This is a genomic window from Bacillus cereus group sp. BfR-BA-01441 (assembly GCF_022663075.1).
In the GTDB taxonomy this organism is placed as follows: Bacteria; Bacillota; Bacilli; order Bacillales; family Bacillaceae_G; genus Bacillus_A; species Bacillus_A cereus.
On the sequence record NZ_JAKUEU010000309.1, the window covers coordinates 1 to 308 of the forward strand.

A 308-nucleotide genomic window follows, 5' to 3' on the forward strand; every position below is an offset into this window, starting at 1 on the left:
CAGAAGAAGTAGAAGTAATTACAGAAACAGAAGAGCTAGAAGAAGCTGAAGTAATTGCGGAAGCAGAAGAGTCAGAAGAAGTGGAAGTAATTGCAGAAGCGGAAGAGTCAGAAGAAGTAGAAGTAATTACAGAAACAGAAGAGCTAGAAGAAGTAGAAGTAATTGCGGAAACAGAAGAGCTAGAAGAAGTGGAAGTAATTGTGGAAGCAGAAGAGTCAGAAGAAGTGGAAGTAATTACAGAAACAGAAGAGTCAGAAGAAGTAGAAGTAATTACAGAAACAGAAGAGTCAGAAGAAGCTGAAGTAATT

1 protein-coding gene is annotated in these 308 nt (G+C 38.0%); it reads left to right on the plus strand.

Going from position 1 to position 308, the window contains the following annotated elements; genetic code table 11:
• Nucleotides 1–308 (plus strand): hypothetical protein (locus MR107_RS30645; RefSeq protein ID WP_242293201.1); only part of this gene is annotated, 308 nt, incomplete at both ends.